The 12,060-nt window shown below is 30.1% G+C and carries 15 protein-coding genes; 9 read left to right on the top strand and 6 right to left on the bottom strand.

The window, feature by feature from the left end; translation table 11 throughout:
* Nucleotides 1-22 precede the first annotated feature (22 nt).
* The 4 genes from WG951_RS09360 to truB are packed head-to-tail and all read left to right on the top strand — an operon-like array spanning nucleotide 23 to nucleotide 2,674.
* Complete coding sequence (locus WG951_RS09360; RefSeq protein WP_105050053.1) at nucleotides 23-901, top strand: cell division protein FtsX; 879 nt, start codon at nucleotides 23-25, stop codon at nucleotides 899-901.
* Nucleotides 902-905: 4 nt separating this feature from the next.
* On the top strand, nucleotides 906-1,148 hold the full coding sequence (locus WG951_RS09355) for a DUF3098 domain-containing protein (protein WP_105050054.1): 243 nt from the start codon (nucleotides 906-908) through the stop codon (nucleotides 1,146-1,148).
* Nucleotides 1,149-1,150: 2 nt separating this feature from the next.
* A complete protein-coding gene (locus WG951_RS09350) occupies nucleotides 1,151-1,960 on the top strand; it encodes an undecaprenyl-diphosphate phosphatase (protein WP_105050055.1) in 810 nt (269 codons plus the stop codon).
* A 9-nt stretch (nucleotides 1,961-1,969) separates the two neighbouring features.
* Nucleotides 1,970-2,674 (top strand): tRNA pseudouridine(55) synthase TruB, encoded by a 705-nt coding sequence (gene truB, locus WG951_RS09345; RefSeq protein ID WP_105050056.1) that lies wholly within the window; start codon nucleotides 1,970-1,972, stop codon nucleotides 2,672-2,674.
* Between the two features lie 77 nt (nucleotides 2,675-2,751).
* Here the strand turns inward: truB and mscL are convergent, their stop codons facing one another.
* Genes mscL through WG951_RS09330 form a run of 3 tightly spaced genes read right to left on the bottom strand, consistent with a single transcriptional unit; the run spans nucleotide 2,752 to nucleotide 4,936 of the window.
* Nucleotides 2,752-3,162, bottom strand: a complete 411-nt coding sequence (mscL, locus tag WG951_RS09340) for a large conductance mechanosensitive channel protein MscL (RefSeq protein ID WP_105050057.1) — start codon at nucleotides 3,160-3,162, stop codon at nucleotides 2,752-2,754.
* Between the two features lie 54 nt (nucleotides 3,163-3,216).
* Nucleotides 3,217-4,314 (bottom strand): alanine racemase, encoded by a 1,098-nt coding sequence (gene alr / locus WG951_RS09335; RefSeq protein ID WP_105050058.1) that lies wholly within the window; start codon nucleotides 4,312-4,314, stop codon nucleotides 3,217-3,219.
* Nucleotide 4,315: 1 nt separating this feature from the next.
* Nucleotides 4,316-4,936 (bottom strand): thymidine kinase, encoded by a 621-nt coding sequence (locus WG951_RS09330; protein ID WP_105050059.1) that lies wholly within the window; start codon nucleotides 4,934-4,936, stop codon nucleotides 4,316-4,318.
* Between the two features lie 100 nt (nucleotides 4,937-5,036).
* On the opposite strand from WG951_RS09330, the gene WG951_RS09325 reads away from it, so the two are divergent.
* The 3 genes from WG951_RS09325 (at nucleotide 5,037) to WG951_RS09315 (ending at nucleotide 7,421) form a co-directional block, all read left to right on the top strand.
* Nucleotides 5,037-5,867 (top strand): hypothetical protein, encoded by an 831-nt coding sequence (locus WG951_RS09325; RefSeq protein ID WP_105050060.1) that lies wholly within the window; start codon nucleotides 5,037-5,039, stop codon nucleotides 5,865-5,867.
* Between the two features lie 6 nt (nucleotides 5,868-5,873).
* On the top strand, nucleotides 5,874-6,854 hold the full coding sequence (locus WG951_RS09320) for a glycosyltransferase family 4 protein (RefSeq protein ID WP_105050061.1): 981 nt from the start codon (nucleotides 5,874-5,876) through the stop codon (nucleotides 6,852-6,854).
* A 90-nt stretch (nucleotides 6,855-6,944) separates the two neighbouring features.
* Nucleotides 6,945-7,421 carry a DUF4252 domain-containing protein gene (locus WG951_RS09315; RefSeq protein ID WP_105050062.1) on the top strand — a complete coding sequence of 159 codons (477 nt, stop codon included), beginning with the start codon at nucleotides 6,945-6,947 and terminating at the stop codon, nucleotides 7,419-7,421.
* A 21-nt stretch (nucleotides 7,422-7,442) separates the two neighbouring features.
* Here WG951_RS09315 and WG951_RS09310 read toward each other — a convergent pair whose 3' ends face one another.
* A complete protein-coding gene (locus WG951_RS09310; RefSeq protein WP_105050063.1) occupies nucleotides 7,443-7,790 on the bottom strand; it encodes an arsenate reductase family protein in 348 nt (115 codons plus the stop codon).
* A gap of 41 nt (nucleotides 7,791-7,831) precedes the next feature.
* On the opposite strand from WG951_RS09310, the gene WG951_RS09305 reads away from it, so the two are divergent.
* The gene (locus tag WG951_RS09305; protein ID WP_105050064.1) at nucleotides 7,832-8,287 is read left to right on the top strand and encodes a DinB family protein; all 456 of its coding nucleotides are present in this window, start codon (nucleotides 7,832-7,834) and stop codon (nucleotides 8,285-8,287) included.
* A gap of 162 nt (nucleotides 8,288-8,449) precedes the next feature.
* Complete coding sequence (locus tag WG951_RS09300) at nucleotides 8,450-9,598, top strand: cystathionine gamma-synthase (RefSeq protein ID WP_105050065.1); 1,149 nt, start codon at nucleotides 8,450-8,452, stop codon at nucleotides 9,596-9,598.
* A gap of 58 nt (nucleotides 9,599-9,656) precedes the next feature.
* On the opposite strand, the gene WG951_RS09295 is transcribed toward WG951_RS09300, so the two are convergent.
* The gene (locus WG951_RS09295) at nucleotides 9,657-11,279 is read right to left on the bottom strand and encodes an Ig-like domain-containing protein (RefSeq protein WP_105050066.1); all 1,623 of its coding nucleotides are present in this window, start codon (nucleotides 11,277-11,279) and stop codon (nucleotides 9,657-9,659) included.
* 55 nt (nucleotides 11,280-11,334) lie between these two features.
* Nucleotides 11,335-12,021, bottom strand: coding sequence for a ComF family protein (locus WG951_RS09290; RefSeq protein WP_105050067.1), 687 nt, complete (start codon nucleotides 12,019-12,021; stop codon nucleotides 11,335-11,337).
* Nucleotides 12,022-12,060 lie beyond the last annotated feature (39 nt).

Here is a 12,060-nt window from a genome sequence, read left to right as displayed (position 1 = left end):
ACTTTTAAAACCAATCTAAAATATGTCTTCTAAATTTGATGCTTATCAAAAACGACGACTGCTATCTTCTTACTTTTCAGTAGTAGTAAGTATAGCTTTAGTACTTTTTATGGTCGGTATTTTGGGGTTGGTTTTGTTAAAATCGACCTTTGTTGCTAATCGTGTAAAAGAAAAAGTAGCAATTACGTTGTTCTTAAAAGACAATGTTTCTACAAAAAATAGAAATAATTTTAAAGAATCTTTACAAAAGGAGGCTTTTACTAGAACAATTATTTATACAAGTAAAGAAAAAGCAGCAAAAATTTATAGTGAAGAAATTGGTGAAGATTTTCTTAAATTTTTAGGAGAGAATCCTTTAAAAAACGGCATTGATATTTATTTAAAAGCCGATTTTGTAACTCCAGAAAAAATGCAAGAGCTAGAAGAACGTTTTCTTAAAAATGCTTTTGTATCGGATGTTTCTTATGACAAACCATTAATTAATTTATTAACCAAAAACATAAAACGAATTAGCTTTTGGCTGTTAGTTGTAAGTGGTTTTTTTGGTTTAGTGGCTATGATTTTAATTAATAGCTCAATAAGATTGTCTATATATTCTAAACGATTTAATATTAAAACCATGCAAATGGTAGGCGCTACAAAAGGGTTTATTAGAAGACCTTTTATTTGGCAAAGCATAAAACTAGGTATATTAGGCGCTCTTTTAGCTATTATAGCATTGGGAGTTGTTGTTTATTATGTAGATAAATATGCACCTAGTTTAGCGTTAATTAAAGATTATGTTACGTTAGGGTATTTAGTAGGAGGCGTGTTTATTGCTGCCTTTTTAATTACTTGGATTAGTACCTTTTTTGCTACACAACGTTTTTTAAACTTAAAAACAGACGAACTTTATTATTAAAACAATGGAAAACGAAAACACACAACAACCAGCTTTTTTATTTGGTAAAAAAAATTATATAATCATGATTGTTGGTATCATTTTTATTGCTCTAGGTTTTATATTTATGGCAGGTGGCGGAAGTGATAATCCTGAGGTTTTTAATGAAGAAATATACAACTGGCAACGTATTCGTTTAGCACCAACATTAGTAATTATTGGTTTAGGAATTGAAATTTATGCTATTTTAGCAAATCCAAAAAAATAAACATGAATTTAATAGAAACAATTATTTTAGCTGTTATTGAAGGAATAACAGAATATCTGCCTGTGTCATCTACTGGCCACATGATTATTGCATCGTCTTTTATGAAAATTGCTACAGACGATTTTACCAAACTTTTTACCATTGTAATTCAATTAGGCGCTATTTTATCTGTGGTTGTTTTGTATTGGAAACGATTTTTTCAGAGTATCGATTTTTACTTTAAATTATTAATAGCATTTATACCAGCAGTAGTTTTAGGTCTGTTATTAAATGATGTAATAGATAGTTTGTTAGAAAGTCCGGTAACGGTTGCTATTTCTTTAATTATTGGTGGTTTTATCCTCTTAAAAGTAGATGATTGGTTTAAATCTAATGAAGTTTATGATAAAGAAAACCCAACAGCGCATACAGAAATAAGTTATATGACTGCGTTAAAAATTGGTTTCTTTCAATGTTTAGCAATGATTCCTGGTACCTCTAGAAGTGGTGCAAGTATTGTTGGGGGTATGACTCAAAAAATTAATAGAAAAGCTGCAGCAGAATTTTCATTCTTCTTAGCAGTGCCAACCATGTTAGGAGCAACTGCATATAAAATTTATAAATACTATAAAGCAGGTTTTGAGTTATCTTCAGATCAGGTTAATTATTTAATTGTTGGTAATATTATTGCTTTTGTAGTGGCTTTAATTGCTATAAAATCATTTATAGATTATTTAAGTAAAAAAGGGTTTAAGATTTTTGGTTATTACAGAATTGTATTGGGAATTGCGTTATTAGTAATTCATTTTTTCATTTATAGATTAACAATATAATTTTTGTTGATGACTGAAGAAGATTTTAAAAATGGTCAAGTTTTATTAATTGATAAGCCTTTAAATTGGACCTCCTTTCAAGTAGTTAATAAGCTTAGATGGGAAATAAGACAACGCTTTAAGATTAAGAAAATTAAAGTGGGGCATGCAGGTACTTTAGATCCGCTTGCAACAGGTTTGTTAATTATTTGTACAGGTAAGCAAACAAAAGAAATACACATTTATCAAGGGCAAGAAAAAGAATATACAGGTACATTTACAATAGGAGCTACAACACCAAGTTACGATTTAGAATCAGAAATAGATAAAACCTATCCAACAGCCCATATTACAGAAGAATTATTACACGAGACTACTCAACAGTTTATAGGTGATATTCAGCAAAAACCACCAATTTTTTCAGCAATAAAAAAAGATGGTAAACGTTTGTATGAGTTGGCAAGAAAAGGAGAAACTACAGAGATTAATGCAAGAACTGTAACTGTTTCAGAATTTGAAATCACAAAAATAAATTTACCAGAAGTAGCATTTAGAGTTGTTTGTAGTAAAGGAACTTATATCCGTTCTTTAGCATACGACTTTGGCTTAGCCTTAAACTCAGGCGCACATTTATCAGCATTAAGAAGAACCAAAATTGGTAATTTTTCTGTAGAAAAAGGAGTTTCTGTAGAGCGTTTTATTAATGATTTACAAGAAGATACTTTAGAATCTTAACAAAATAATATTTGTTTTAAGCATAAAAAAACCCAAGCATTTGCTTGGGTTTTTATTTTATAAAGAAAAGTAGAAAATTATTTCTTAGCTAATAAATCTCTAATTTCTGCTAATAAATCTTCTTGACTTGGTCCTTTTGGAGCTTCAGGAGCTGGAACTTCTTTCTTTTTTGTTTTATTGTATGCTTTTACAATCATAAACATTACAAAACCAACAATAATTAAGTTGATAATTGTATCTATCCAAGCACCATAAGTAATTGCGTTTTCTGGAGTTGCTACTTTACCAGCTGCGTCTAAAACTGCTTCAGATAATATATATTTTTGATCTGCTAAACTTACGCCTCCTGTAAATACACCAACAATTGGCATCACAATATTACTTACAAATCCTTTTACAACTGCACCAATTGCACCTGCCATAATTACTGCTACTGCAAACTCAATTACATTACCACCAGTAATAAATTCTTTAAATTCTTTTAACATTTTATTTGATTTTTTAATTAATTATTAGAATACAAAAGTAGTAAAAAAAAACTACTACTTTAACACTTTGTTAACACGTTGAGAAATTGCTGTTAATGTTTCGTACGGTATTGTTTCAGAAACATCTGCAATGTGTTGTATCATTTCTTGATTGTTGAAGACAATTACTTCATCTCCTTCTTTACAATCAATTTTAGTAATATCTACCATAATCATATCCATACAAACGTTACCAATAATTTTTGCTTTTTGATTATTGATAAGAACATATCCTTTTTTATTACCCAGTCTTCTAGACAAACCATCTGCATGACCAATAGGTATTGTAGCAGTTTTACTTTGTCTTTTAGCTGTAAAAGCTCTGTTATAACCAACAGTTTCTCCGGGTTCTATAATATGAATTTGAGAGATAATAGATGTTAAATTATGTGTGTTTTTAAGTTGCGCCGTTTCTTTTTCATCATTACCAAAACCATACAAACCAATACCAATTCTAACCATATCAAACTGTGCTTTTGGGTAGTTTATAACTCCTGAAGTGTTTAAGATATGTAACATAGGCTCGTAACCTAAGTGTTTGTAAAACTGTTGCGCTATGTAAGCAAAGTTATTAATTTGGTTGATGCTAAACTCTTGCTCTTCTAGATCTTCACTTGCAGCAAGGTGAGAAAATAAAGATTGTACTTTAACGTGTGTTGTTTCTTTTAAACTGGTAATTATTGTAGGGATATCTGTATGCCAAAAACCTAATCTATTTAAACCCGTATTAAATTTTAGATGAATAGGGTAATTCATTAACGGAGTTTCATCTGCTAATTTTAAAAAAGCATCAAAAATTTTAAAGTTATATAAACAAGGTTCTAACCTATATTCTACAATAGATGTTATATTCTGAATATGTGGGTGCAAAACTAAAATAGGCGTTTCTACACCAGCTTCACGCAAAGCAATTCCTTCAATTGCGTAAGCGACTGCAAAATAGTCTACTTTTTCTTCTAAGAATTTAGCAATTTGTACGGCATCACTTCCATATCCGAAAGCTTTAACAACAGCTAAAACTTTTGTTTCTGGTTGTAGTTTTTCTTTAAAATAATTTAGATTGTGCAACAATGCATTTCCATCAATCTCTAAAACTGTAACATGATTATTCATTTTATTCCGAACTTGATTCAGAATCTTTTTGACTTAAGATTCGTTGTTTTTGTATTGCTTTGTAATACGCAGCCCTACTTAAAGGTTCATATTCTTGAGTTTCCCCTAACATTACCAAATCATCATTTTTCGCTTTTCTAAAACTGTAATGCGCTAAGTTTCCGGTGTGTGTACAAACAGCATGTACTTTTGTAACATACTCTGCAGTTGCCATTAAAGCAGGCATTGGACCAAAAGGATTCCCTTTAAAATCCATGTCTAAACCTGCAACAATTACTCGAATGCCTCGGTTTGCTAAATCATTGCAAACGGCAACAATTTCATCATCAAAAAACTGAGCTTCATCAATACCAACAACATCAACATCTGTAGCTAATAAGCGAATGTTTGATGCTACAGGCACAGGTGTAGAGCGAATTCTATTATCATTATGAGATACCACTTCTTCTTCATCATAACGTGTATCAACCGCAGGTTTAAAAATTTCTACGCGTTGTTTTGCAAATTGTGCACGCTTTAATCTTCTAATAAGTTCTTCTGTTTTTCCAGAAAACATGGAGCCGCAGACAACTTCTATCCAACCAAATTGTTCTGAATGATTTACTGTATTTTCGAGAAACATTTTGTAATTTTAGGCTTTAGAATATTAAATTTGATGTTACTTTGAATTTCAACAAATTTATGAATATTTACGAGTAAAAAATAACTTCAATAGACAACTTATGCACAAAAAATTAGAAGCTGATTTAATCAGTTTAGCACACAGTATTTTACAATTAAAAAATAAAGAAGATGTGTTTGCTTTAAAAGAAATATCAAAAGAAATTTATGAGAAATTATCTTTGTTAGCATTTGTAGAAGAATATGTAAACACCACACCCGCTTTAGAAGAAACAACAGAAGAACTAATTTCTAAGGTTGAAAAAGGGTTAGAATTACAAGAAAAGTCTAAAGAGGATATTTCTATTGATATTGAGGCAATTGAAGAAATTGATGAAGTTGTTGTTGAAGAAATACAAGTAGAGGAAGAGCAAATTGTTTTACCAATAGAAGAAACAATTGAGCAAGAAATAGTTGAAGAAATAGCTGTAGAGGAGGTAAAAGAAGAAGTAAAGGTAGCTGTTGAAGAAATTATAGAACAACCTTTTGCAGAATTAGAAGAAATTATGTTTGCAGAGCCAGAACCTGCAGAAATAAAAGAAGTTGTTAAGGCTAAAGAAAGTAAGGTGTTGTCTTTAGAAGAAGAATTAGAAGATACTATTTCTGTGGATGAAATGGCTACTTTATTTGATATACCTGTACAAAAATCTTTAAACGATAGGCTAACAACCAATATTCAGATTGGTTTAAATGATAGAATTGCATTTGTAAAGAATTTGTTTGACGGTAGTCAAGAAGATTTTAACAGAGTTGTTTCTCAATTAAATACATACCCAACAGAAAAAGAAGCAAAAAAGTTTATCAATAAAATGGTAAAGCCAGATTATGATTGGTCTACTCAAGAAGCGTTAGAAGCTCGTTTTATGGAAATAATAGAACGCAGATTTGCTTAAAACATTATGTCTAAACCAATTTTAATACATACACACTTTCATAAACGTAGAACTGGAGTTACTAGAAGTATAGAAAACGTGTTACCTTTTTTCGATGAAAAGTTCGAAACCTATATTTATGGTTATAATGTAGAAGGAAATAAAATTTCTTCATCAAAATTAAAATCATTATTATTTTCTAAGAAAGAAGTTGTGGTGCATTGCCATAGAAATAACGAAATAATGAGAATGTTATTTTTTCGTTTTTTAGGTGCAAAATTCAAATTAATTGCCACACGTCATGCAGAAACTACACCATCTAAACTTACTTTAAAGTTATTAAAAAGTGCGGACAATGTAGTTACACTTATTAAAAGTATGAGTGAAAAATTAGGGATAGAAAATACAATTGTTGGCCATGGTGTAAATGTTAATTTATTTTTGCCAGACAATACTAAAAAGCTTTCTAATATTACGCAAGAAAATATTATTTTGTGTGCAGGAAGAGTTCGTAAAGCAAAAGGACAAGTTGTTTTGTTAGAAGCGGCCAAGGTTTTAAAACAACATAGTAATTGGGCGTTAGCAATTGTTGGTAAAATAGACAAGCCTGTTTTTTTAGAAGAGCTACAGGCAATTGCTAAAAAACATAATATAGAAAATCAAGTTTATTTTGTAGATGAAACATCAGACATTATTTCTTATTATCAAGCATCAAAAATTGCTGTTGTTCCAAGTTTTTCTGAAGGTTTTTCTTTGGTTACAGCAGAAGCAATGTCTTGTGGTTGCTCTGTAATTGCAACTAAAAATGTAGGTGTGCATTCATCACTAATAACACATGCTAAAAATGGCTATTTATTTGAAGCAGGTACTATTTCTGAATTAGAAAAACTAATATTAAAATCTATAAATAATGAAATTCCGCATTTAGGAAAACAAGCAAGAGAAGAAATTTTAATGAATTGGAGTGCAAAGAAAGAAGCAGAAAACTTAATAAAAGTATACCAATAAAGTTATTTTTTAAGTACTGTAAATTTTTATAGAAAATAAAGATTTGTAACAAAGTTGGTTGGTAGTCGTCTCAATTTAAAACCTATTAACATGAAACATTTAGCAACCCTTTTATTTGCATTTTTTATTACAACCATTTCTGCACAAGAGGCAGCATTTCAAAATTTTTATAAAGTTAATAAAGATCAATCAACATTTTCTATCAATTTATCAGCTTCTTTAGCGGGTTCTTTTTTAGATAATGAAGAAGATGGAGATTTAATGAACATTATTAGAAAATCTAGCGATTTTAAACTCATGATTTTTAATAATCAAGACAATGCGGTTTCTAGTGATTTTAGAAAATTTAGCAGAAAAAATCACTTAAAAACATTGGCACGCGTAAAAGAAAACGGAAGTAAAGCCGAATTATTTTTTATCGAAAAAGGCAATTACATCAGAGAAATAATTATTAGAGCCAATAGCGATTCAGATAAAATGGTCTTGTTTGGCTTAAAAACTAAAATTACGCATGATGAATTAGCAGCAATGATTTCTTCTTCAGATATAAAAGTTTCATCAAACTAAAAACTACTAAAAGAGAAGGTTTTAACCAATCTTCTCTTTTAATGCTTCAATTACTTTCTTACTGTTTCCAATAAAAATTTCATCATCAACAATAAAAACCGGACGCTTTAAAAACGTGTACTCATCTAACAAAAACTGTCTATAATCAGCCTCAGACAAAACTTGGTTTTTTAAATCCATAGCCTTATACAACTTAGCACGTTTGTTAAAAAGCGCCTCATAACTACCAGAAAGTGCGTACATTTCTTCTAATTGCGTCGTTGTAACATTGTTTGCTTTAATTTCTTGTCGCTCAAAACCATCTGTATTTACCTCTTTTAAAATTCTACGGCAAGTATCACAAGTTTGTAAAAAATAGACTTTCTTCATTTTTATAGATTATATTTACATCTCCAAAATTACACAAAAAAATGAAAATACAATTTGATCTTTTAAGAACATCTCGCACATTAGTTTTAAAAGAATTAGACGGTTTAACTTTAGAGCAAATCCATACAATTCCTGCAGGTTTTAAAAACAATATTGCTTGGAATGTGGCACATTTAGTAGTTACACAACAACTTTTAAACTACAAGTTAGCAGGTTTAAACTGTTTATGTCCAGAAGAATTAATCGAAGATTATAAAAAAGGAACAACACCTACAAAAAACTTTACAGAAGAAGAATTTGAAGAAGTAAAAGAGTTGTTGTTAGGTTTGCCAGATACTTTAGAAGAAGATTATGAAGCAGGTATTTTCGAGAATTATACAGAGTACCCAACAAGTACAGGTTTTGTTTTAAATTCTATAGAAAGTGCGATTGCTTTTAACAATTTTCACGAAGGGATTCACTACGGAATCATAAGGTCTATCAAAAAGTTTTTATAAATTTTTAGAAGCTATTTCCTGCTTTCACTACTCGCTTTTTTTGTGAAAAACAAAAAAGAGCTCAAACAAAGAGCCTGTCTTGAGCGAAGTCGAAAGGTTCAATCTGGGCTAAACTTGTTTGCTAACTTTTAGGAATACCAAAGCTGAATTAAAACTTTAAAGATGAAATTTAATACAAAAACCATTCACGGAGGTCAACAACCGGAAGCAGCAACGGGAGCAGTAGTGCCACCTGTTTTTCAAACATCTACCTATGCGCAATCTAGTTTGGGGTCAGACCAAGAATACCATTATTCTAGAGGGTCAAACCCTACAAGAACAGCGTTAGAAAATAGTTTGGCTTCCATAGAAAGCGGAACGCATGGTTTTGCATTTTCATCTGGTTTGGCAGCCATAGATTGTGTGTTAAGAACACTAAACCCTGGAGACGAAATTATTGCAGGAATCGATTTGTATGGCGGCACTTACAGAATGTTTACACGTTTGTTCGAAAAATACGGATTAGAATTTACCTATGTAGATATGGATTCTGTAGAAAATGTAGCGAAAGCAATTACAGACAAAACCAAATTAGTTTGGTTAGAAACACCAACAAATCCGTTAATGAAAATTGCAGACATTCAAGCAATTTCTAAAGCTGTAAAAGATGTAGATTCTAACATTTTAATTGCGGTAGATAATACTTTTGCAACACCTTATTTGCAGCAACCTTTAAATTTTGGAGCCGATATTGTAATGCATTCTGCTACTAAATATTTAGGCGGACATTCAGATATAATCATGGGAGCTTTAATTGTAAAAGACGCAAAATTAGCAGAAGATTTGCACTTTATTCAGTTTGCAGCAGGTGCTATTGCAGGTCCTATGGATTCTTTTTTAGCATTAAGAGGCATCAAAACATTACATCTTAGAATGCAACGTCATTGCGAGAATGCAATGGTAGTAGCTCGTTTTTTAAAAGAACATTCAAAAGTAGATGCTATTTATTATCCAGGTTTAGAAGACCATCCAAACCATGCTATTGCAAAAAAACAAATGAAAGCTTTTGGAGGCGTAGTTTCTTTCAGTTTAAAAGACAAAAGCAAAGAAGCTACTTTTAATTTTTTAGAGAACATTAAGTTTTTTACGTTGGCAGAATCTTTAGGAGGTGTAGAGAGTATGGTAAACCATTCTGCAACCATGTCGCATGCATCGATGCCAGAAGAAGAACGTTTAAAAATAGGAGTTACAGCTTCTTTAATTCGCTTAAGTGTTGGTATCGAAGATGTCGATGATTTACTTGCAGATTTAGAACAAGCATTAAACATATAAAAAAAGAGCCAATTGGCTCTTTTTTTATATACAGTATTTTATAGAAGATAATAAGAATTTATTCTGGATTTTTAACGGTAAAAACATTACCATCTAAGTAATAATTGGCTCTTACTTTTAGTTCTTCGGAGAAATAGATAATATTTTCTGGCTGCTGTTTTAGTAAGTAGTTTCCTGTATCCCATTTATTATTTTTATTGGTATCAATAATGGCTCTTACAAAATAAGTTTTAGGTTCTAAAAGATTAAATTGTATTTGTTTAGATTCTGAAATAAATTGCCTTTCTATTAGGTTTTCTTTGTTTTTTCCTTCTAAAAGTTCAATAATTAAAGAGTTAGAAGTTTGGTTTTTTATATCCATAGTAATTCTTCCGTAATCTTCAATTTCTTTTGTATTTAAGCTAAATTTTAAGGTATCATTTTTTTGCTCAAAGATGTCAAAAATAGCATCAGGTAGTATCTTTAGTGTGTAGTTTTGTTCTGGGTTTTTATCAAAAAGTAATGCTATTTTATTTTCTTTTTTAGAAATAAAACTGGTGTACGATACTGCTAGCGTGTCCTTATCTGTAAGTGTAATTTTAGTAGTGTCAATTCTTACAAATGGGTTATTCCCTTTAATAAATAAAGTGTCTCTAAAATGTAGTGTACCAGATACAGAACTACTTACTATTAAGGTGTCTATCTTTTTCTTACGAAGTTTTACAGTAAGTGTATCAATAAAATTATCGTTGGTAACTATAAAGTTTAAAGAGTCTGCTTCAAAAGGTTTAAACCAGTAATTTAGTGTGTCTTTGTCGGTTTCAAACCTCGAAATACTTTTAAAATCTTTAGGTGTTTCAGAGATAATTTTAACTTTTAAATCTTTTATTTCACCCTCATAACCAAATGCAATTTTTCCTTTAGAAATTTCTTTACCACGTTTAAATTGATACGGTAAAGTTTCTTTAAATAATTTAATTGGTTTTTTAATAATACTGTCTTTAGGCAATGTTATAGTGTCTGTAAAAAAACCTATTTTGTCTTCTCTAGGATTAAAAAGATAATCGTTAGACGTTTCTTTTAGAGCAATCATAAGATACTTACCTTCTTTTAAGTTTGTGAAATTAAAAGCAGAAGAATCTAAGGTATTTGCCACGTAGTTAGGTTTGTTTTTAAAAACAATAGAATCTGTAAAAGCACTGTCTATTTTATACAGTAACACATTTATATTTTTTTGCCTATCATCTAAATAAGCATCTACTATTTCTCCGGAAGTTGTTAGAGAATCTATATAATTTCCGGTAGCAAAAACATATTTAAAATTTTCTAATTTATTACCCTCATTATTGTCTTCTACAGCATTACCAAAGTTGATAATATAAGTGGTGTTTTTAATTAAGGTATCAAGAATTTTTAAAGTTAAAAACTTACTTGCTGTTCCTTGAGGTGATACCAATAAAGGACTTTTTAGTGGAGGAGAAACAATTAATTGTTTGTTTAAATCTTTTAATTTTATAAACTCGTTAAAGTTTAATTTAATTTCTTTTTTATCAAAATTGATAGTTTCGTAAGGAGGGTTTGCAGTAACAAACAAAGGTGCTTCTTCATCTTTTGGTCCACCTTCTGGTCTTCCTGTTCTTGCACAGTTTGTTAAAAGAACTAAAAAAAGGCTAAAAAAAAGAAATCTAAAAATTGGTTTCACAAAGGTAAATTTTATACAAATTAACAATATATTTTTGACTTAAAAAGCATAAATTTTACTCTGTATAAGCCATTGTTAAAATACTGATTTTTACACCAGCGGTTTTTTGCAATTCTTTTGCACAGGCTTCTAAAGTTGCACCTGTAGTAATTACATCATCAATTAATAAAACGTGTTTATTTTTTAATATTGTAATGTCAGACAGTTGAAACTTGGTGTCAATATTATTAAAGCGTTCAAAACGAGCCTTAAAAGTTTGAGTTTTAGAGGTAGACGTTCTTATTAAAATGTTTTCTATTAACGGTTTTTCTAAGTGTTTGCTTAAGCTTTTTCCGAATTTTGTAACTTGATTATATCCTCTTTGTCTGCGTTTTTTAGGGTGTAAGGGAACAGGAATAATAACATCGATGTCTAAAAAATCTTTGTTTTCTTTTAAAATTTCGCCTAACCAATTGCCAAAAAAATGGCCTATTTCTTCATTTCCTTTGTACTTTAATTCGTGAATTAACTTTTTAGTAATTCCTGTTTTTCTATAAAATAAAAGCGAATTAGCTTTTTCTATAGCAACTCTACCGTAAAAAGTTTTTGCAATTTTGTTCTCTAGAGAGTCTGTAAAATTGGTTAAAGGTAGATCGTGACGGCAAAATGTACAGAGTACATTTTCATTCTGTGTTAATTGATGCTCACAATTAGCACACAGTTTTGGGTAAAAAAGATTGAATAAGTCTTTTAAAATTCGCATTTTTACAAAGCCTTTTTTTTAGAAAGATAATCATATAAT

Source organism: Polaribacter butkevichii (assembly GCF_038024105.1).
Taxonomy (GTDB): Bacteria; Bacteroidota; Bacteroidia; order Flavobacteriales; family Flavobacteriaceae; genus Polaribacter; species Polaribacter butkevichii.
The sequence above is the reverse complement of the archived record's forward strand: the minus strand, read 5'-3'. Positions and strand labels throughout refer to the sequence as shown.

Coding starts and splice junctions, on each gene's coding strand:
- WG951_RS09360 (WP_105050053.1), top strand. CDS start 23: ATGTCTTCTAAATTTGATGCTTATCAAAAACGACGACTGCTATCTTCT.
- WG951_RS09355 (WP_105050054.1), top strand. CDS start 906: ATGGAAAACGAAAACACACAACAACCAGCTTTTTTATTTGGTAAAAAA.
- WG951_RS09350 (WP_105050055.1), top strand. CDS start 1,151: ATGAATTTAATAGAAACAATTATTTTAGCTGTTATTGAAGGAATAACA.
- truB (WP_105050056.1), top strand. CDS start 1,970: ATGACTGAAGAAGATTTTAAAAATGGTCAAGTTTTATTAATTGATAAG.
- mscL (WP_105050057.1), bottom strand. CDS start 3,162: ATGTTAAAAGAATTTAAAGAATTTATTACTGGTGGTAATGTAATTGAG.
- alr (WP_105050058.1), bottom strand. CDS start 4,314: ATGAATAATCATGTTACAGTTTTAGAGATTGATGGAAATGCATTGTTG.
- WG951_RS09330 (WP_105050059.1), bottom strand. CDS start 4,936: ATGTTTCTCGAAAATACAGTAAATCATTCAGAACAATTTGGTTGGATA.
- WG951_RS09325 (WP_105050060.1), top strand. CDS start 5,037: ATGCACAAAAAATTAGAAGCTGATTTAATCAGTTTAGCACACAGTATT.
- WG951_RS09320 (WP_105050061.1), top strand. CDS start 5,874: ATGTCTAAACCAATTTTAATACATACACACTTTCATAAACGTAGAACT.
- WG951_RS09315 (WP_105050062.1), top strand. CDS start 6,945: ATGAAACATTTAGCAACCCTTTTATTTGCATTTTTTATTACAACCATT.
- WG951_RS09310 (WP_105050063.1), bottom strand. CDS start 7,790: ATGAAGAAAGTCTATTTTTTACAAACTTGTGATACTTGCCGTAGAATT.
- WG951_RS09305 (WP_105050064.1), top strand. CDS start 7,832: ATGAAAATACAATTTGATCTTTTAAGAACATCTCGCACATTAGTTTTA.
- WG951_RS09300 (WP_105050065.1), top strand. CDS start 8,450: ATGAAATTTAATACAAAAACCATTCACGGAGGTCAACAACCGGAAGCA.
- WG951_RS09290 (WP_105050067.1), bottom strand. CDS start 12,021: ATGCGAATTTTAAAAGACTTATTCAATCTTTTTTACCCAAAACTGTGT.